Annotated in this window: 18 protein-coding genes; 8 read left to right on the forward strand and 10 right to left on the reverse strand. The window is 61.0% G+C overall.

What is annotated here, in order from left to right; translation table 11 throughout:
- The first annotated feature begins 55 nt into the window (after positions 1–55).
- Positions 56–961 (forward strand): cation diffusion facilitator family transporter, encoded by a 906-nt coding sequence (locus tag QCBJ_RS15340; RefSeq protein WP_046033933.1) that lies wholly within the window; start codon positions 56–58, stop codon positions 959–961.
- Here the strand turns inward: QCBJ_RS15340 and QCBJ_RS15345 are convergent.
- From QCBJ_RS15345 to ureE, 5 genes are all read right to left on the reverse strand, one after another.
- Positions 933–2,051, reverse strand: a complete 1,119-nt coding sequence (locus QCBJ_RS15345) for an AGE family epimerase/isomerase (RefSeq protein ID WP_102061137.1) — start codon at positions 2,049–2,051, stop codon at positions 933–935. The two genes, QCBJ_RS15340 and QCBJ_RS15345, sit on opposite strands and share 29 nt — an antisense overlap.
- A 181-nt stretch (positions 2,052–2,232) precedes the next feature.
- Complete coding sequence (locus tag QCBJ_RS15350; RefSeq protein ID WP_012721946.1) at positions 2,233–2,805, reverse strand: HupE/UreJ family protein; 573 nt, start codon at positions 2,803–2,805, stop codon at positions 2,233–2,235.
- A 22-nt stretch (positions 2,806–2,827) separates the two neighbouring features.
- Positions 2,828–3,442, reverse strand: a complete 615-nt coding sequence (gene ureG, locus QCBJ_RS15355) for an urease accessory protein UreG (RefSeq protein WP_012721947.1) — start codon at positions 3,440–3,442, stop codon at positions 2,828–2,830.
- Positions 3,443–3,454: 12 nt separating this feature from the next.
- Positions 3,455–4,129 carry an urease accessory protein UreF gene (locus QCBJ_RS15360; RefSeq protein WP_012721948.1) on the reverse strand — a complete coding sequence of 225 codons (675 nt, stop codon included), beginning with the start codon at positions 4,127–4,129 and terminating at the stop codon, positions 3,455–3,457.
- Complete coding sequence (gene ureE / locus QCBJ_RS15365; protein WP_012721949.1) at positions 4,126–4,626, reverse strand: urease accessory protein UreE; 501 nt, start codon at positions 4,624–4,626, stop codon at positions 4,126–4,128. The genes QCBJ_RS15360 and ureE overlap by 4 nt, the downstream gene beginning before the upstream one ends.
- Positions 4,627–4,902: 276 nt before the next feature.
- Here ureE and QCBJ_RS15370 point away from each other — a divergent pair, with 276 nt between their 5' ends.
- A complete protein-coding gene (locus QCBJ_RS15370) occupies positions 4,903–5,400 on the forward strand; it encodes a C40 family peptidase (RefSeq protein ID WP_046033935.1) in 498 nt (165 codons plus the stop codon).
- 5 nt (positions 5,401–5,405) lie between these two features.
- Here QCBJ_RS15370 and QCBJ_RS15375 read toward each other — a convergent pair whose 3' ends face one another.
- Complete coding sequence (locus QCBJ_RS15375; protein WP_012721951.1) at positions 5,406–6,038, reverse strand: TetR family transcriptional regulator; 633 nt, start codon at positions 6,036–6,038, stop codon at positions 5,406–5,408.
- A 166-nt stretch (positions 6,039–6,204) separates the two neighbouring features.
- Positions 6,205–6,657, reverse strand: a complete 453-nt coding sequence (locus QCBJ_RS15380) for a hypothetical protein (protein ID WP_043204703.1) — start codon at positions 6,655–6,657, stop codon at positions 6,205–6,207.
- 359 nt (positions 6,658–7,016) lie between these two features.
- Between QCBJ_RS15380 and QCBJ_RS15385 the strand changes: the two genes are divergently transcribed.
- On the forward strand, positions 7,017–9,086 hold the full coding sequence (locus QCBJ_RS15385) for an AsmA family protein (RefSeq protein ID WP_012721953.1): 2,070 nt from the start codon (positions 7,017–7,019) through the stop codon (positions 9,084–9,086).
- 133 nt (positions 9,087–9,219) lie between these two features.
- Here QCBJ_RS15385 and QCBJ_RS15390 read toward each other — a convergent pair whose 3' ends face one another.
- Complete coding sequence (locus tag QCBJ_RS15390; RefSeq protein WP_010213553.1) at positions 9,220–9,750, reverse strand: bacterioferritin; 531 nt, start codon at positions 9,748–9,750, stop codon at positions 9,220–9,222.
- Between the two features lie 168 nt (positions 9,751–9,918).
- Between QCBJ_RS15390 and QCBJ_RS15395 the strand changes: the two genes are divergently transcribed.
- Positions 9,919–10,809: a triacylglycerol lipase gene (locus QCBJ_RS15395; protein WP_012721954.1), complete on the forward strand. Its 891-nt coding sequence runs from the start codon at positions 9,919–9,921 to the stop codon at positions 10,807–10,809.
- A 105-nt stretch (positions 10,810–10,914) separates the two neighbouring features.
- Here the strand turns inward: QCBJ_RS15395 and QCBJ_RS15400 are convergent, their stop codons facing one another.
- On the reverse strand, positions 10,915–11,790 hold the full coding sequence (locus QCBJ_RS15400; RefSeq protein WP_012721955.1) for a DMT family transporter: 876 nt from the start codon (positions 11,788–11,790) through the stop codon (positions 10,915–10,917).
- 97 nt (positions 11,791–11,887) lie between these two features.
- On the opposite strand from QCBJ_RS15400, the gene QCBJ_RS15405 reads away from it, so the two are divergent.
- The 3 genes from QCBJ_RS15405 (at position 11,888) to QCBJ_RS15415 (ending at position 14,293) form a co-directional block, all read left to right on the forward strand.
- Positions 11,888–12,676 carry a helix-turn-helix transcriptional regulator gene (locus tag QCBJ_RS15405; RefSeq protein WP_102061138.1) on the forward strand — a complete coding sequence of 263 codons (789 nt, stop codon included), beginning with the start codon at positions 11,888–11,890 and terminating at the stop codon, positions 12,674–12,676.
- A gap of 71 nt (positions 12,677–12,747) precedes the next feature.
- On the forward strand, positions 12,748–13,050 hold the full coding sequence (locus QCBJ_RS15410) for a PsiF family protein (protein ID WP_010213547.1): 303 nt from the start codon (positions 12,748–12,750) through the stop codon (positions 13,048–13,050).
- Between the two features lie 229 nt (positions 13,051–13,279).
- Positions 13,280–14,293, forward strand: a complete 1,014-nt coding sequence (locus QCBJ_RS15415; protein WP_012721958.1) for an AI-2E family transporter — start codon at positions 13,280–13,282, stop codon at positions 14,291–14,293.
- 124 nt (positions 14,294–14,417) lie between these two features.
- On the opposite strand, the gene QCBJ_RS15420 is transcribed toward QCBJ_RS15415, so the two are convergent.
- A complete protein-coding gene (locus tag QCBJ_RS15420; protein WP_012721959.1) occupies positions 14,418–15,686 on the reverse strand; it encodes an Hsp70 family protein in 1,269 nt (422 codons plus the stop codon).
- A 238-nt stretch (positions 15,687–15,924) separates the two neighbouring features.
- On the opposite strand from QCBJ_RS15420, the gene QCBJ_RS15425 reads away from it, so the two are divergent.
- Positions 15,925–16,869: a DnaJ C-terminal domain-containing protein gene (locus tag QCBJ_RS15425; protein ID WP_012721960.1), complete on the forward strand. Its 945-nt coding sequence runs from the start codon at positions 15,925–15,927 to the stop codon at positions 16,867–16,869.
- Positions 16,870–17,044: the final 175 nt, after the last annotated feature.

A 17,044-nucleotide genomic window follows, 5' to 3' on the forward strand; every position in this document is an offset into this window, starting at 1 on the left:
CGCAGCCCAGCGCGGGGCAAGCCCGCTCACCACAAAGGTTTTGACAGGAGGAAATGTGAGTAACCGAGGTGAGCAGGCACTGCTCAAACAATCGACCATCCTGATGTTCGCCGTGGCGATCGCCGGGATTGTCACGGGTGTGGTATCCGGCGCCCAATCGATTCTGTTCGACGGCTTTTTCTCGCTGATTGCCACCGCCATCAAGGTGTTGATGCTGATCACAGCCAAGCTGATCGCCAAGAAAAGCAACGAGCGCTTCCAGTTCGGCTATTGGCACCTGGAGCCGATGGTGCTGCTGATCGAAGGCAGTTTCCTGCTACTGATCGCCATCTATGCATTTCTCAACGGTGTGTTCGGCATTATCAATGGCGGACGCGAAATCGAGTTGGGGCTGGTGATCATTTATGCGGCGGTGTTTACCGTCGTCGAGTTTGCCTACTTCTTTTATGTGCGCTACCGCAATCGCACGCTGAAATCATCGCTGATCCAGTTCGACAACATCAGTTGGCTGGTGGACGCGATGCTGTCGGTGGGTTTGCTGATCAGCTTCCTGGCGGCGCTGTTGCTCAAGTCCCAGGGCTATGGCGAGTGGGCGGTGTATGTCGACCCGTTGATCCTGATCCTGCTGGCCCTGAGCATGCTGGCGCCGGCGTTCAAGATCCTGCGCCCGGCATTGCGCGAGGTGCTGGGGATCGCCCCGGACCAGTTGGATGACAAGGTGCGTGAAGTGATGGAGGCGGCGCAGGCCAAGCATGGTTTCGACGACTACGTGTCCTATGTGCAAAAGCACGGGCGGGCGCGGTTTATCGAAATTCATGTGGTGTTGCCGGCGGATTACCCGGTGGATAACGTCGCGACCCTGGACGAGCTGCGCGAAGAAATATCCACAGGGCTTGGCACGCCGGATGCGGCGCGCTGGCTGACGATCAGCTTTACCGGGGATCGCAAATGGATTGCTTAAGGCCCTGGTAACAGGTTGCCAAGTGATACGGCGTGGTGGAAGGCATATCCCACCGGCTCACCGCTCCCTGGGCATCCAGGCATTCATGCCAGCCTTTGGCATGCAGGAAGCGTTGTTGCAGCGCCAGCAATTGGCGTTGCAGCACCGCTTCGCTGTTCGGCCGCAAGGTCAGTGCCCGCAGGTACTCGGCCTGGGCCCAGATGCGTTGGGTGCCGTCGCGCATCGTGCCGTCCAGCGCCAGCATGCCGCTGACCGCACCGCTGGTGTTATCCACACCCTTAAGCTCTGCGTAGGCGAAGGCCCGTGTCAGCGAAGCATGCAGCGGCGTACCGCGCAGTACCGCCGAAGACTCCAGCAAGAAGAACCACTCGAACTGGTGCCCCGGCTCGAACCAGTTATCCACCGCGCCCAGCGGTTTTTCCATCATCACGCCGTGCTGGCGGTCGATGAAGCGCTGTTGCATGGCCGTCGCCAACGCCAACAGGGCTGCCTGCACCTGGGGGGCTTCACGCACGGTGAGGGTGGCGAGGAAGCCTTCGGCCAAATGCATCAACGGATTCTGCAACGGGCCGGAATTGAGGGACGACCAATTGCGTTCCAGCACGGCTTCGTAAAGACCGTCGCCGGTAGAAAACCGCTCGGCGACGACTTCCAAGGCAGCATTGAGCACCGACTCCACCAGCGGTTCGCGCACCTTGGCCCAGTAGTGGGCACAGGCAAAGATGATGAACGCGTGGGTGTAGAGGTCTTTGCGCTTGTCCAGCGGCTGGCCGGCCGGGTCGATGCTGTAGAACCAGCCGCCGTGCTCGGCGTCGTGGAAGTGCCGTTGCAGAGAGCGGAACAACGCCGCGGCGCGTTCTTCGGCAAACGCCGCATCGGGCTCGCCGATCAGGCTGGCGAACAGGTACAACTGCCGGGCGCAGGCCATGGCGCGGTAGCGTTGTGGGGGCAGTGGCTGGTGATCGGCGTCCAGCGCCTCATAGGGCAATGCCAAGTCGGCATTCCAGCCGGGGCCTTGCCAGAGCGGCACGATCAGGCGGTGGAAGTGCGTTAGCAGGGTGTTCAAGGAGGGTTGGAAAGCGCTGGGCATTGGCTGGCGTCGTCACGGCAGGGGTGTAGGCGCGCATGGTAGCAGGCTTGGGTTCGGTGGTGTCTGGTCTACCGCTATCGGGGGCAAGCCCCCTCCCACATCTGGACCGTATTTCAAGGATGTACTCGGTCAACTGTGGGAGCGGGCTTGCTCGCGAAGGAGCCTTCAGCAGCGCTGCAAATCAGCCAGCGAGCAACCAAACCCCAGTCGCCGCCGAAGCCGCCCCGGCAATCCGCACCAACGGCGCCGCTGCCGCCGGCAGAAAGCGCACCACCGCATAACCGGCCGCGTGCAGCACCGCCGTTGCACCGACAAACCCGGCTGCATACGCCCAAGGGCTGGACATGTCCGGCAGCTCCAAACCATGCGCCACGCCGTGGAACAACGCGAACAAGGCCGTCGCACCCACCGCCATAAACAGCGGCGGACGCACCGCCAGCGCTACCGCCAGGCCCAAGGCCAGCACCGACGCCGCAATCCCGCTTTCCAGCGCCGGCAACGCCAAGCCTTCAAAACCCAGCACGCCGCCGATCAGCATGGTGCCGACAAAGGTGCACGGCAGTGCCCAGCGCGCCGCGCCTTTTTGTTGGGCGGCCCACAAGCCGACCGCCACCATGGCCAGCAAGTGGTCGATACCGCTCAGGGGATGGCTGATACCGGCCACCAGGCCGTTGTCGCCGTGGCCCGGGTGAGCAAAGGCCAGGGCGGGGGCCAGCAGCAGGGCGGCCGCTGCGAGGAGTTTTTTGAGGCTCATGGACAGGTTCCTTATGGGTTGATCAGGCGGCGGTCAGCAGGCCTTGGCGTTCGATGAAGGCGACGATCTCCTCCAGGCCGACACCGGTTTTCTGGTTGCTGAACACAAAGGGTTTACCGTTGCGCATGCGCTGGGTATCGCTGTTCATCAGCTCCAGCGACGCGCCGACCAGCGGTGCCAGGTCGATCTTATTGATCACCAACAGGTCGGATTTGCAGATGCCGGGCCCGCCCTTGCGTGGCAGCTTGTCGCCGGCAGACACATCGATCACGTAGATGGTCAGGTCGGACAGCTCCGGGCTGAAGGTGGCCGAGAGGTTGTCACCGCCGGACTCCACCAGGATCAGGTCCAGGCCGGGGAAGCGACGGTTGAGTTGGTCGACCGCCTCCAGGTTGATCGAGGCGTCTTCACGAATCGCGGTGTGCGGGCAGCCGCCGGTCTCCACGCCGATGATGCGCTCCGGTGCCAGGGCCTGGTTGCGTACCAGGAAGTCGGCGTCTTCGCGGGTATAGATGTCGTTGGTGACCACGGCCAGGTTGTAGCGATCGCGCAGTGCGAGGCACAGGGCCAGGGTCAGGGCGGTCTTGCCGGAGCCTACCGGGCCGCCGATGCCGACGCGCAAAGGTTGTGTGTTCATGAGTGTGTTCTCCTAGGAACGGAACAGGCGGCTGTACTGGCGCTCGTGGGCCATGCACGCCAGGGACAGGCCAAAGGCGGCGCTGCCGAGAGGGTTGGGGTCGATGCGGCTGGCGTCCTGCTGGGCTTGTTGCAACAGCGGCAGCAGTTCGCTGGTCAGGCGTTGGGCGGCTTGCTGGCCCAACGGCAGGGTTTTCATCAGCACGGCCAATTGGTTTTCCAGCCAGCTCCACAGCCAGGCGGCGAGTGCGTCGGCGGGGCTGATGCGCCAGGCACGGGCGGCGAGGGCCCAGCCCAAGGCCAGGTGCGGCTCGGTGTGTTGTTCGAGAAAACGTCGCGCGGCGTCGTCCAGTTCCGGCAGGCCATTGAGCAGTTGTTGCAGCGAGTAGCCCATCTGCCGGCTCTCCTGATACAGCTCGCGGGTCTCGCGGCTGGCGCGGTGTTCTTCACACAGCTGCGCCAGGCGTGGCCAATCCGCTTCCAGCGCGGCTTGGCAATGGGCGAGCAGCAGCGGGGCTTCGAAGCGCGCGAGGTTGAGCAGCAACTGGTCGCTGATCCAGCGTCGCGCACTGGCCGCGTCAGCGACACGGCCGTTCTCCACCGCCATTTCCAGGCCCTGGGAATAGCTGTAGCCGCCAATCGGCAATTGCGGACTGGCCAGACGCAGCAGCGCCCAGGCTGGGTTCATAGACGCACGCCGAACTGGTGCAGCTTGGGGGGGTAGTTGAAATCTTCGTCGCCATGGCGCGAATGATGATGGCCGCCGCCATAGGCGCCATGCTCCGGCTGGAACGGCGCCTCGATGGTTTCAGTCTGCGCACCCAACTGTTCGAGCATGGCCTTGAGCACATAGTCATCAAGCAGGCGCAACCAGCCGTCGCCCACTTGCAACGCCACGTGGCGATTGCCCAGGTGATACGCCGCACGGGTCAGTTCAAACGCATTGCTGCAGGTCACGTGCAGCAGTTGTTCAGGCCGAGCACACACACGTACGACGCGTCCGTCTTCAGCCTGTAGGAATTCGCCATCGTGCAGCGGTGGCTGGCCACGCTCCAGGAAAAGGCCTACGTCTTCACCGTCGGCACTGAAACAGCGCAGGCGGCTTTTGCTGCGTGCTTCGAAATTCAGCAGCAGCTCGGCGGCCCAGAGGGCTTGAGGGGCGATTCTGCGGTGGATCACCAGCATCGGGAAGCTTCCAGCTATGAGCGATGAAACAGCTAGAGCAAGGGGCTTGCCAATCTCAAGGGGAAGTAGGAATTGCCTGTAGGCAGTACGTTGACGCCACTAAATAGGGCGAGAGGAGATTCTTTGAGTGCGCCAAATTGGTGCGAATTATTGCTGGTTGCACGCGCGATGGGCATTTTCGGATTTTCCCTACAGGGTATGCGGAATCGGCGTCCATCAGCTTACCTGCGAGAACAGTAGGCTGTGCGCCGTGTTTAATTCACTGCGACGTCCATCATGTTCAAGTCATTTTGTTGCCTGGTTATCGTGGGTCTGTCTTTCACTCTTTCATCGGCTTCCGCCAATCTGACCTCCCATCCCTCGTTCACGGCTTCACTGAAGCAAGCGTCTATCGATGATGTGGTCGACCGCGCCCATGAACTGCTGGGTACGCCTTACAAGTGGGGCGGCACCTCGGCGGATCAGGGCTTCGATTGCAGCAGTTTCCTGGTCTATCTGTTCAAGACCCAAGCCAATATTCAACTACCGCGCACCACGACGGCCATGCAGCGGTCGACTGCCGCCACCATCAAACGCAACGCACTGGAGCCCGGCGATGCGGTGTTTTTCAAGGGGAATGGGCGCGGCCAGGTCGGCCACGTGGGCCTTTATGTAGGCGAGGGCAAATTTATCCATTCGCCACGCACAGGCAAGAACGTCCGTATCGATTCCTTGAGCAACACCTACTGGAACAAAAACTACACCACCGCCAAGCGTTTTCACTCGTCGGGGTGATTGCCTTATTCAGTGCTGCCCAGCCCTTGCCAGTGCTTCAAGCCAATAAAGATGAAGCGCAATTGCTGGGTGATTTTCGCCTGGGGCGTGAGGTGGTCCGGCAGCGCCTGGGCGGGTGGGTCGATGATGTCGGGGAGGGTGGCGAACACGCTCTTGACGATCAAGTCGGCCATCACGTGCAGGCCTTCTGGATCCAGATGCTGCAGTTTGGGCATCAGCGTCAGGTCGGCAGCCAAATCACGGGTGATGTCTTCGCGCAATGCACCAATCGCTTGGCGCACGGCCAGGCAGCCACCGTATTGCTCGCGGGCCAGGAACAGGAATTGCGAACGGTTGGCCGAGACCACATCGAGAAAGATCCGCACGGAGGCATCGATAATGCCGCCCATCACGAATTCGTTGTGGCGCACCAGGCGGATCGTGGCGCGGAAGGTCTGGCCCACTTCACTCACCAGCACGAGTCCAAGTTGGTCCATGTCGGCAAAATGACGATAAAAACCGGTGGGCACGATGCCGGCCGTCTTCGCCACTTCGCGCAGGCTCAGGCTGCCAAACCCACGGCCGCACTCCATCAGATGGCGGGCTGCGTCCATCAGGGCGAGGCGGGTCTGTTGCTTCTGTTCGGCGCGGGGCAGCATGGGCGGGCGGGCTTTGTCGGCAAGTACAGCGACGCACTCTAGCAAAACAGCTTCGCTGGCGTCGAACTTGGCGGGGAGGGCGGGCGTGTCAGGGTCTACAAGCAGGGCCTACAAAAAGTCAAAAGCCCGATCGACTGATCGGGCTTTTTTCTGGGCCACCACGGGGTTAGCTCTGTGCTTGATGCAGTTCTTGCAGACGGTCTGCACCGCCTTCGGCAACACCTTCGGTGTAGGCGCGTTCGTTGGCTTGTTCAGCGCCGCCTTCAACCAAACCTTTCTGTTCCAGGCGATCACGGCCGCCTTCGGCAACAGCGTTACGTTCCTGCAGGCGGTCAGCACCGCCTTCAACCAAGCCTTTTTGTTCGAGGCGGTTGCGGCCATTTTCGGTCAGGCCTTCGGTGTAAGCGCGTTTGTTGGCGTGTTCCGAACCGTTTTCAGCAACAGCGCCTTTGGCATAGTCACGGTTCTCGTCTTCTTGCGAACCGCTGCGGGCCAACGTCTGGTTGAAGTGAACGGCGTCGGCTTTGACTTGTGGAGTGACCTGTTCGGCAGCTGGCAGGGCAAAGGCGCTGGAAGCCAGGATGGATAACAGGACGGTAGCGAGTACTTGGCGTTTCATGATGGGTTGCTCCTTGGGAGGGCGATAAAGTGGGTACAGGGCTAATGCTACTCTCGATAAGTCGATATAAAAGTTCATAAACACAATGGTAATAATCAACGGAATTGATTGTTCTTGGCGGGGGCTCTAGAACGGGCCTCTCAAGCACGCGGTTTTGCACCGGTGTGGGTATTTTCGACACGCGCATGGGTAACAATGGTGCGCCTTCGTAGGGGAAATCTGTCGAGCTGGTCAGAAATTGAGGTTTTTCCCGGCAAATCCAGGATTGGGTTAAACCCCCGTAGGGTTTGCCAGTCGTAGTTCTATAAGCTGTCCTTAAAGGCTGTCACCCAGCCAGTCGTATTCAGGAGTTATGTGCAATGACGCGCACTCGTAAAATCGTCGCTTGGAGCTGCGCCAGCTTCGTACTGTTAATCGCCGTGGTGGTATTGGTCCTGGTGTTCTTTGACTGGAACCGCATCAAGCCGCCACTCAATGCCAAGGTTTCCGAGGAGCTGCATCGACCGTTTGCCATCAACGGCAACCTGGCGGTGGTATGGGCGCGTGAGCCCGATGAGGGCGGTTGGCGCGCCTGGGTACCGTGGCCTCACGTGATTGCCGAGGACCTGACCCTGGGCAACCCCGACTGGTCGAAAAAACCCCATATGGTCACCCTCAAAAAGGTTGAACTGCGTATCTCGCCCCTGGCGTTGCTGGTGCAGCGCGTGGTGATCCCGCGCATCGACCTCACTGAGCCGGACGCGCAGCTGCAGCGCCTGGCCGACGGGCGCGCCAACTGGACCTTCAAGTTCGACCCCAAGGACCCTGACGCCGAACCTTCCAACTGGGTGGTGGACATCGGTGCCATCGGCTTCGACAAGGGCCACGTGACCCTCGACGACCAAACCCTCAAGACCCAGCTGGATGTGATCATCGATCCTCTGGGCAAGCCCATTCCCTTCGGCGAAATCGTCGGCGATGCCGATGCCAAGAAGGCGTTGGAGAAAGGTTCCGCGCCCCAGGACTACGCATTCGCCCTCAAGGTCAAAGGCCAGTATCACGGCCAGAAACTCGACGGCAGCGGCAAAATCGGCGGCCTGCTGGCCCTGCAGGACGCGGCCAAGCCGTTCCCGTTGCAAGCCCAAGTCAAGATTGCCGACACCAGCATCGCCCTGGCCGGCACCCTCACTGACCCGCTCAACCTGGGTGCCCTCGACCTGCGCCTGAAGCTCGCCGGTTCCAGCCTGGGCAACCTCTACCCGCTGACCGGCGTGACCCTGCCGGACTCACCGGCCTATTCCACCGACGGTCACCTGATCGCCAAGCTGCACGAAGCCAACGGCGCCTCGTTCCGCTATGACAACTTCAACGGCAAGATCGGCAACAGCGATATCCATGGTGACCTTGCCTACGTCGCCAGCCAGCCGCGGCCTAAGCTCAGCGGTGCGCTGGTGTCCAACCAATTGCTGATGACCGACCTCGCCCCTCTGATCGGTGCCGACTCCAATGCCAAGCAAAAAGCCCGTGGCGCTGACAGCAAGCAACCCGCGAACAAAGTGCTGCCGGTGGAAGAGTTCCGCACCGAGCGCTGGCGTGTCATGGATGCCGATGTGGAATTTACCGGCAAGCGCATCGTGCACAGTGCCGATCTGCCCTTCACCGACCTCTACACCCACTTGGTGCTCAATGACGGCGAACTGAGCCTCGAACCCCTGCGTTTCGGCGTGGCCGGCGGCAAGTTGGACGCACAAATCCGTTTGAACGGTCGCACGACCCCGATGGAAGGCCGCGCCAAACTCACCGCGCGCAACTTCAAGCTCAAGCAGTTGTTCCCGACGTTCGAACCGATGAAAACCAGCTTTGGTGAACTGAACGGCGATGCCGATATTTCCGGTCGCGGTAATTCCGTGGCAGCGCTGCTGGGCACATCCAACGGTGACCTGAAGATGCTGATCAACGACGGCGCAATCAGCCGTGGCCTGATGGAAATCGCCGGGCTCAATGTGGGCAACTACGTGGTAGGTCGCTTGTTTGGCGACAAGGAAGTGAAGATCAACTGCGCGGCAGCGGACTTCGGGATCAAGACCGGCCTGGCGACGACGCGGTTGTTTGTGTTCGATACGGAGAACGCCATCATCTACATCGATGGCACGGCGAACATGGCCACGGAGCAGTTGGACTTGACCGTCACCCCGGAATCTAAAGGCTTCCGCCTGTTCTCCCTGCGTTCACCGTTGTACGTGAACGGACCGTTTATCAAGCCGAATGCTGGTGTGAAAGCCATCCCCCTGGCGCTGCGTGGCGCAGGCATGGTGGCGCTGGGTGTCATCGCTGGTCCGGCCGCCGGGCTGCTGGCACTGGTTGCCCCAAGCGGTGGTGAGCCCAATGAGTGCGCACCGTTGCTGCAACAGATGAAGGAAGGCAAGGCGCCCAAGACCGTGAAAGGCTAACGGGTCATACACAGTTAACAAATGTGGGAGGGGGCTTGCTCCCGATGGCGGTATATCAGTCGATATCTCAATTGACTGATCCACCGCTATCGGGAGCAAGCCCCCTCCCACATAGGTATTGCGTGTCGCTGGGTTACAGGCTTTCGAGAATATCCGCCATGTCATCGGCGTGCTCTTCTTCCTGAGCCAGAATCTCTTCAAACAGACGGCGCGTGGTTGGGTCTTTATCGCCGATGTACTGGATGATTTCGCGATAGCTGTCTACCGCGATACGCTCAGCGACCAGATCTTCGTAGACCATTTCCTTCAGGTCTTTGCCTGCGACGTACTGCGCGTGGGAGTTCTTCGACAACAGGTCCGGGTTGAACTCCGGTTCACCGCCCAGCTGCACGATGCGCTCGGCGAGTTTGTCGGCGTGTTCGGCTTCCTGAGTCGCGTGCTCGAGGAATTCCTGCGCGGCCACCGCGGCCTTGATGCCACTGGCCATGAAGTAATGACGCTTGTAGCGCAATACGCAGACCAGCTCAGTGGCCAGCGAGGCGTTCAGCAGGCGAATGATCTCTTCGCGGTCGGCGTCGTAACCCTCGGTCACGGCACCGTTTTCGACGTTCTGGCGGGCGCGGCTGCGCAGGGTCGCAACGTCAGTCAAGTTTGCTTCAGTCATCTCAATCTCCTGGGGCTAATCCGGGTTTACGCCACGCTCTGTCGGCGTGATCGCTTCCAGTTGTGAGTGGTGGGCTGCGCAAAAAGTTTTATCGGATTTATGTCACAACCTCGTCGCGGGACTCGGCTAGCCTATTGGCATCCCTTCCTGATCACGGACGTTCGGCCCATGCCGCAGTCATTAGCCACGCGTTACCCCCTGGTGTTGGTGCCCGGCATGCTCGGATTCGTGCGCCTGGGGTGGTTCCCCTACTGGTACGGCATCGTCCCGGCGCTGCGGGCGGGTGGGGCGCAGGTGTTTCCCGTACAAGTGGCGCCGCTGGATTCCAGCGAGGTGCGCGGCGAGCAATTGCTGGTGCAGATCGAGCGCCTTCGCCGTGAAACCGGGGCCGACAAGGTCAACCTGATCGGCCATAGCCAAGGCGCACTCACTGCCCGATACGCGGCGGCCAAGCGCCCGGAGTGGGTGGCGTCGGTGACCTCGGTGGCCGGGCCCAACCATGGGTCGGAACTGGCAGACCATATCCACACCCATTACCCGGTTGACGGCGCCAAAGGTCGGATCATGAGCGCGCTGTTTCACCTGGCCGCCTGGGTGATGGGCGTGTTGGAAACCGGGTCCCGCGGGCCACGCTTCAAGGCGGATTTGCAGGCGTCCCATCACTCCCTGACCAGCGCCGGCGTGGCGCTGTTCAATCAAAACTATCCACAGGGGTTGCCGCAGACATGGGGCGGGCAGGGCGCCGAGGAGGTCAACGGCGTGCGCTATTACTCGTGGTCCGGCACCTTGCAACCGGGCATCACCGACCGTGGCCGCAACCTCTTCGACGGCACGAATCGCAGCTGCCGCGTGTTCGCCCGCAGCTTCGTGCGCGAAAAGGGCCAGTGCGACGGCATGGTCGGGCGCTACAGCTCACACCTGGGCTTGGTGATCGGTGATGACTACCCCTTGGACCACTTTGATATCGTCAACCAGTCGCTGGGGCTGGTGGGCAAGGGCGCGGAGCCGATCCGTCTATTTGTCGAGCATGCGCAAAGGCTCAAGGCTGCTGGAGTCTAGTCGGGAGACCGCGTTTTCGTTCTTCGCGAGCAAGCCCGCCCCATATTCGACCGAGTTCCACCTTTGGAATGTGGCCGAATATGGCTTGCCTGCGATAGCGATGGTTCAGGCAGCACTGACCGGCGTGGTCCAGCGTTCCGACAAGATCACCCCGCCCAAGGTCAGCAGACCGCCCACCAAGTGATACAGCGCCAGTTCTTCCTTCAACACCACGGCGGCAATCAACGCGGTGATCAGCGGCAGCAGGTTGAAAAACAACGTCGTGCGGCTCGGGCCCAAGGTCTTCACCGAATGCATCCACGCCAGCGGTGCCAACATCGAAGCCAGCAGGCATGCATACAGCACCAGCGGAATGTTCGCCCAGCCAAGGCCGGCCTTGGCCGAGAACAGGAACAGCGGAAACAGCACCACCACCGCCACCAGTACCTGTAGATACAGCAACACCAGCGGTGGCAGGCGCAGTTGCCATTTCTTCAGCAGGGTGCTGTAGACCGCATACGCCAGGGTCGCGACCAGCATCATGCCGTCGCCCAGGTTGACCCCATGCTCCAGCAATGCGCCGAGGCTGCCGGCCGACACCACCACGACCACGCCGGCGAATGACAGCACCGCGCCGGTCAGCGCGCCGTAGGTCAGGCGCTGGCCGAGGCTGATGATGGCCGCCGTCAGCGCCATCAACGGCATCAGCGACAGGATGATGCCCATGTTGGTGGCACTGGTCAGCGACGCGGCGTAGTACGCCAGGCTTTGATACACCGCCATGCCGAGTACGCCGAGGATGAACACTTTGCCCAGGTTCGGGCGGATCAGCGCCCAATTGGCGATCACCGGCTTGACCATGAATGGCGTAAACAGCAGCGCCGCCAGCAGCCAGCGATAAAAGCCGATTTCCGCCGGGAAGATCGAGCCCACAGCCAGTTTGTTGACGACGGTGTTGCCGGCCCAGATAAAAATGGCCAGCAAGGGATAAGCGTATTGCATCGAAAGGAGCCCGGTGTGTAGATGAGGCAGGATTATCCATTGTCTGGATCGAAGCTTATACTGCGATCCAGACAAACGACCTTTGTATCCAGACAATATGGCCAAGCACAACGTACGCCTTGCGGATTTCCCTCGGTTGCCGAGCCCGGTGTACTTCCGCTACTCGGACTTCGCACCGGATACCGAATGCACCCCACACCAGCATTTCTGGGGCTCGCTGGATTACTCCGCGAGGGGGGTGATGCGCATGGAAGTGGCCGGCAGCCGCTTCATGTCACCGCCGCAGTACGCCGTGTGGGTGCCGCCGCATACCGAGCACAGCTCCTACAACGCCGAAGCGATCGTCTATCACTCGGTGGGGTTGGCGCCGGAACTCTGCGAGCAACTGCCGCAGCAGCCTTGCACCCTGGCCATCAGCGATATTCTCAAGGCCATCCTCAGCGACTTCGCCCTGCGTGACGTGAATATCCCGCACACTGACGCTGACATGCGCCTGGCCCAAGTGCTGGTGGACCAGCTCAAGCAAGCGCCAATCCATGAGTGCTTCCTGCCCTACGCCCGTCACCCCGGCCTGCTCGGTGTGTTAGAAGGCATGCAGGCCGACCCCGGCGACAACCGCCCGCTGGCGCACTGGGCCGAACAGGTGCACGTGAGCGAACGCACCCTGGCGCGCCAGTTTGTGCGGGAACTGGGCATGAGCTTTGGCGAGTGGCGCCAACGCCTGCGCTACCTGGCGGCCATCGAGGCCCTCGACAGCGACCGCAGCGTGCAACAGGTGGGGTTCGACTTGGGCTACAGCACCGCGTCGGCGTTTATTGCCATGTTCCAGCGCCAGGCCGGTTGCACCCCTGAGCAGTACCGTCGGACGCATATCCGCGGCCGATGAAGATGTAACAAGCTTTGGCTACACTGCTGGGTAGGCCGTGCCTTCCGGCACGGTAACAGGGAGAAAACTCCATGAAGATGCTGCGAATTCCGCTGTTGATGATGGGCCTGCTGCTGTGTTCCCAGGGTTTTGCCGCCACCGCCCAGCAAAACAAAATGACCACTTGCAACGCCGAAGCCACCACCAAGACGCTCAAGGGCGATGAGCGCAAGGCGTTCATGAAGACCTGCCTGTCGGCCCCGGCGGCCAATGACGCCAAGACCCTGACACCGCAGCAGCAGAAGATGAAGGATTGCAATGCGTCGGCGAAAACCAAAGCGCTGACCGGTGATGCGCGTAAAACCTTTATGAGCACCTGCCTGAAAGGTAGCTGATTACGCCCATCTACTGTGGGAGCGGTTTTTTTGTGGTGAGCGGGCTTGTCCCGCGCTGGGCTGCGGAGCAGCCCTATTTGAATGTGTGGTGATGCCGTCGAGGGGCAAGCCCCACTCACCACAGCAAGCCAGCTCCCACACTTGATCGCATTCACCACCTACCCACTCGCTTGATTCACTCAAGGCTGGCAGACTGCCCATCCTTTAACGCCGCTCGTTTTGAGGCTGTATGCCAACGTTTTCTCAGCGTCATGTGTTGTTGCTGGCCAGCTACATCATCATTTTCGGCGGGTTGCTGCTGGTGCTGCCGCTCAAATTGCTGCCCAGCCTGCTGGCCGGCTTGTTGGTCTATGAACTGGTCAACATGCTCACCCCCCAACTGCAACGGTTGATCGAAGGCCGGCGCGCGCGCTGGCTGGCGGTGGCTTTGCTTGGCACCTTGATTGTCAGCGTGCTGGCCCTGATCTTTGCCGGCGCCATCAGCTTCCTGCTCCACGAAGCGGAAAACCCTGGGGCGTCCCTCGACAAATTCATGGGCGTGGTCGACCGTGCGCGCGGCCAATTGCCGCCGTTCCTCGACGCCTACCTGCCCGCCAGTGCCGCCGAGTTCCGCGTGGCCATCGGCGATTGGCTGAGCAAGCACCTGAGTGAACTGCAACTGGTCGGCAAAGACGCCGCCCACATGTTCGTTACACTGCTGATCGGCATGGTGCTCGGCGCCATCATCGCCTTGCAACGCGTGCCCGACCTGACCAAACGCAAACCCCTGGCCGCCGCGCTGTTCGACCGCCTGCACCTGCTGGTCCAGGCGTTTCGCAACATTGTTTTCGCCCAGATCAAGATCGCCGCGCTCAACACTGCCTTCACCGCCATATTCCTGGCCGTGGTGCTGCCGTTGTGCGGGATCCACCTGCCGCTGACCAAGACCCTGATCGTACTGACCTTCCTGCTCGGCCTGCTGCCGGTCATCGGCAACCTGATGTCCAACACCCTGATCACCATCGTCGCGCTGTCGCTGTCGATCTGGGTGGCGGTGGCGGCGCTGGGGTATTTGATCGTGATCCACAAGGTCGAGTATTTCCTCAACGCGCGGATCGTGGGCGGGCAGATCAGTGCCAAATCGTGGGAGTTGCTGTTGGCGATGTTGGTGTTTGAAGCCGCATTCGGCCTGCCGGGCGTTGTGGCTGGGCCGATTTATTATGCGTATTTGAAGAGTGAGCTGAAGCTGGGCGGAATGGTTTAAGGCATGTTTGCCTGGGCGGGCCTCATCGGGGGCAACCCCCCTCTCACATTTTGATCTGTGAACACATTCAAAAGTGGGAGGGGGCTTGCCCCCGATGGGCACGACGCGGTCTTTCAGATAAAACTCAGCTGCCGTACCGCTTACTGGCCTCAATCGCCAACCCGCTACCGATACTGCCAAAGATATTCCCTTCCACATGCCGCGCATTCGGCAACATCGCCGAGATGCTGTGGCGCAGTGCCGGAATGCCGCTGGAACCCCCGGTAAAGAACACCGTGTCCACCTGCGCCACGCTCACCGAGGCGTCGGTCAGCAGTTGCGTAACGCTGTTGCGCACGCGCTCCAGCAAGCCATCAATGGCCGACTCAAACAGTGCCCGGCTCAGCTCCACGCTCAACCCCGGTTCAACCCGGTCCAGCAACACGTGGCGGCTGTCTTCGTGGGTCAGTTGGATCTTGGTTTCTTCCACTTCCATCGCCAGCCAGTGCCCGGCGCGCTGTTCAATCAACTTGAACAGGCGGTCGATGCCGCCGGTGTCTTCGATGTCGTAGCGCATGCTGCCCAGGGCCAGCTGGGATTTTTGCGAGTACACCGAGTTGATGGTGTGCCAGGTGGCCAGGTTCATGTGGTGGCTGGTGGGCATGTAGGCGCCGCTTTTCATGCGGCTGCCGTAGCCGAACAGCGGCATCATGCCTTGCAGGCTGAGCTGTTTGTCGAAGTCGGTACCGCCGATGTGCACACCGCCGGTGGCGAGGATGTCATCGTGGCGGTTGTCGTTGTGACGGCGGTCCGGGGACAGGCGCACCAGGGAGAAGTCGGAAGTACCCCCGCCGATGTCGACGATCAGCACCAGCTCTTCCTTCTCGATGGTGGACTCGTAGTCGAATGCAGCCGCAATCGGCTCGTACTGGAACGAGATGTCCTTGAAGCCGATCTTGCGCGCCACGTCGACCAGGGTGTTTTCGGCTTCCTGGTCGGCCATCGGGTCGTCATCGACGAAGAACACCGGGCGGCCCAGCACCACTTCTTCGAACTCGCGGCCGGCGTTCGCTTCGGCGCGGCTCTTGAGTTGGCCGATAAACAGCGCCAGCAGGTCGGTGAAGGGCATCGCGGTGCCGAGCACGCTGGTGTCGTGCTTGATCAGCTTGGAACCCAGCAGGCTCTTGAGCGAGCGCATCAGCCGGCCTTCATAGTTCTCCAGGTACTCGTGCAGCGCCAGGCGACCGTAGACCGGGCGGCGCTCCTCGAAGTTGAAGAACACCACCGACGGCAGGGTGATCTTGTCGTCCTCCAGCGCGATAAGCGTTTCCATGCCGGGACGGATCCAGCCGACGGTGGAGTTGGACGTGCCAAAGTCGATACCGCAGGCACGGGCTGGGGATGGGTTTTTCATGTCTATCGGGTTCCGGTTGAAAAACGGCCGCGCAGTGTATGCCAGTCGAGGGCGGATGCGTAGGCCGACCATCCGTTAAATCGTGCTTGAAACTGGGGGATTTGCCCCCACATCTGCTGCATACGGCAAGTGCCGATAACACTTTGACGCACCCCCAGGCCACAAGACTCAACAGGTGCAAAGCAGCGCACGTTGTGCCCCGGGCTGTGCGATCTCGATAAAGGATGGTGAACCGCCGATGGATTTCAAAGACTACTACAAGATTCTGGGTGTCGAGCCGACCGCCGATGACAAGGAAATCAAGGCGGCCTATCGCAAGCTCGCACGCAAGTATCATCCTGATGTCAGCAAGGAAAAAGACGCCGAAGCCAAGTTCAAGGACGCGTCCGAAGCCTATGAAGCGCTTAAAAGCGCCGACAAACGCGCCGAATACGACGAACTGCGCAAATACGGCCAACATGGCCAGCCGTTCCAGGGACCGCCGGGCTGGCAGAGCCGTGGCGGCTATGGCGGTGGCGGCGGTGGTGAGGATTTTTCGGACTTCTTCAGCTCGATCTTCGGCTCGCGCGGCGATGCCTTCGGGGGTGGCCAGCGCCGTCCTGCCGGGCGTAAAGGCCAGGACGTGGAGATGCAGCTGTCGGTATTCCTGGAGGAAACGCTGTCCACCGAGTCTAAGCAGATCAGCTTCCAGGTGCCGCAATACGACGCCTCGGGCCGCCATGTCAGCAACACCACCAAGAGCCTGAATGTGAAGATCCCGGCCGGTGTGGCCGATGGCGAGCGTATCCGCCTCAAGGGCCAGGGCGCGCCGGGGATTGGCGGTGGGGCCAATGGCGACCTGTACCTGATCATCAAGTTTGCCCCGCACCCCAAGTTCGAAGTGGACGGCGAAAACCTGATCATCAACCTGCCCCTGGCGCCATGGGAATTGGCGTTGGGCACGGAAGTGGCGGTGCCGACCCTCACCGGCAAGATCAACCTCAAGGTGCCGGCCGGCAGCCAGAACGGCCAGCGTATGCGCGCCAAGGGCCATGGCTTGCTGAACAAGGCCGGGCAGCGCGGCTACCTGTTTGTGCAACTCAAGGCCGTCATGCCGAAGAACACGGATGACGAGGTCAAGGCGCTGTGGCAGGAACTGGCGCAAAAGGCCGCGTTCGATCCGAGGGAAGCTTGGAGCAACTAAGGGGTATTTAGTTGACGTCCATCTGCAGGGGGCCGTGCGTAGATTAAGCGATCCGTCTTAATTTACGCGCAGGTCCCCGCAATGCCAGAACTGTCAGCCACAAACACGTCTGTGACGCCCCATCAAGGCGTCCACTTTGAACTGATCAAAAACGCCATCCCGCAGTGCCTGTTGC

This window comes from Pseudomonas sp. QC2, assembly GCF_002859085.1.
GTDB lineage: Bacteria > Pseudomonadota > Gammaproteobacteria > Pseudomonadales > Pseudomonadaceae > Aquipseudomonas > Aquipseudomonas petroselini.

Coding starts and splice junctions, on each gene's coding strand:
- QCBJ_RS15385 (WP_012721953.1), top strand. CDS start 7,017: ATGACGCGCACTCGTAAAATCGTCGCTTGGAGCTGCGCCAGCTTCGTA.
- QCBJ_RS15405 (WP_102061138.1), top strand. CDS start 11,888: ATGGCCAAGCACAACGTACGCCTTGCGGATTTCCCTCGGTTGCCGAGC.
- QCBJ_RS15415 (WP_012721958.1), top strand. CDS start 13,280: ATGCCAACGTTTTCTCAGCGTCATGTGTTGTTGCTGGCCAGCTACATC.
- QCBJ_RS15395 (WP_012721954.1), top strand. CDS start 9,919: ATGCCGCAGTCATTAGCCACGCGTTACCCCCTGGTGTTGGTGCCCGGC.
- QCBJ_RS15360 (WP_012721948.1), bottom strand. CDS start 4,129: ATGAACCCAGCCTGGGCGCTGCTGCGTCTGGCCAGTCCGCAATTGCCG.
- ureG (WP_012721947.1), bottom strand. CDS start 3,442: ATGAACACACAACCTTTGCGCGTCGGCATCGGCGGCCCGGTAGGCTCC.
- QCBJ_RS15400 (WP_012721955.1), bottom strand. CDS start 11,790: ATGCAATACGCTTATCCCTTGCTGGCCATTTTTATCTGGGCCGGCAAC.
- QCBJ_RS15370 (WP_046033935.1), top strand. CDS start 4,903: ATGTTCAAGTCATTTTGTTGCCTGGTTATCGTGGGTCTGTCTTTCACT.
- QCBJ_RS15380 (WP_043204703.1), bottom strand. CDS start 6,657: ATGAAACGCCAAGTACTCGCTACCGTCCTGTTATCCATCCTGGCTTCC.
- QCBJ_RS15375 (WP_012721951.1), bottom strand. CDS start 6,038: ATGCTGCCCCGCGCCGAACAGAAGCAACAGACCCGCCTCGCCCTGATG.
- QCBJ_RS15345 (WP_102061137.1), bottom strand. CDS start 2,051: ATGCCCAGCGCTTTCCAACCCTCCTTGAACACCCTGCTAACGCACTTC.
- QCBJ_RS15420 (WP_012721959.1), bottom strand. CDS start 15,686: ATGAAAAACCCATCCCCAGCCCGTGCCTGCGGTATCGACTTTGGCACG.
- QCBJ_RS15410 (WP_010213547.1), top strand. CDS start 12,748: ATGAAGATGCTGCGAATTCCGCTGTTGATGATGGGCCTGCTGCTGTGT.
- QCBJ_RS15350 (WP_012721946.1), bottom strand. CDS start 2,805: ATGAGCCTCAAAAAACTCCTCGCAGCGGCCGCCCTGCTGCTGGCCCCC.
- ureE (WP_012721949.1), bottom strand. CDS start 4,626: ATGCTGGTGATCCACCGCAGAATCGCCCCTCAAGCCCTCTGGGCCGCC.
- QCBJ_RS15390 (WP_010213553.1), bottom strand. CDS start 9,750: ATGACTGAAGCAAACTTGACTGACGTTGCGACCCTGCGCAGCCGCGCC.
- QCBJ_RS15425 (WP_012721960.1), top strand. CDS start 15,925: ATGGATTTCAAAGACTACTACAAGATTCTGGGTGTCGAGCCGACCGCC.